This is a genomic window from Mucilaginibacter sp. P1_A3 (assembly GCF_056406855.1).
Map to the genome: position 1 here is coordinate 1 of NZ_JBFTZJ010000034.1, position 772 is coordinate 772.

1 protein-coding gene is annotated in these 772 nt (G+C 44.7%); it reads right to left on the reverse strand.

The window, feature by feature from the left end; genetic code table 11:
* Positions 1-39: 39 nt before the first annotated feature.
* Positions 40-772: integrase core domain-containing protein (locus tag AC1D0K_RS30680; protein WP_477463154.1), on the reverse strand; the 733-nt coding region annotated here is incomplete at its 5' end.

Below are 772 nucleotides of genomic sequence, written 5' to 3' on the forward strand. Positions count from 1 at the left end.
TGTAAGGGTTTAGTAATTCGGTAACAGAATCAGGTATTTTTATTTGTTGTTTAGGGTGACCATATCGATAGGTTTTTTACCATTGATGCCCTGATGTGGTCGTTCCCAGTTATAATAAACAAGATATTTGAGGAGTTCATCTTCCAGCTCTTCAAAGCTGTCGAAATCGGTATCTTCAATAAGGTCTTCTTTAAGGGTCCTCCAAAAGCGTTCCACCTTGCCGTTGGTTTGCGGCCGATAAGGCTGCATATACCGCCGTTTGATGCCTGTTTCCATTAACATTCGCTCAAAAGGATGGTTCCGCTTTTGCAAACTTGTTGAAGTACCGAACTCCGGGCCGTTATCGGCAATGATCTCCTCGAACTGGATGCCGAACTCCCGTTTGAGCGCCTGCATGCAATGCATGGCAGTGAACATGGTAGTCAGCGCGGTGATGTCTTCCATCACCTGTGCCCAGGCCAAGCGGGAATAATCATCCAGCACGCAAAGCAGATATAACCTCCTGTTCTGGCCTCTGATCACGCTTTTACTCAGGTGATGACAGTCAATATGTCCTAATTGGCCCATACGTTCTTTGATGATCTTTCGCTTTATTTCCTTATCCGCCGCATGTAAACGGTTCTTTTGATACCGCTTTAGAATATTGTACACACCAGACGGCGATGGGTTAAAGTTATTTGATTTTTGTTTAAGCTGATAAGCTATTTCAAACTTATTGCAACCTCCCATACGCAGATCAAGCACTTTTTGCTCATCATCCGGGTCAGGTCGC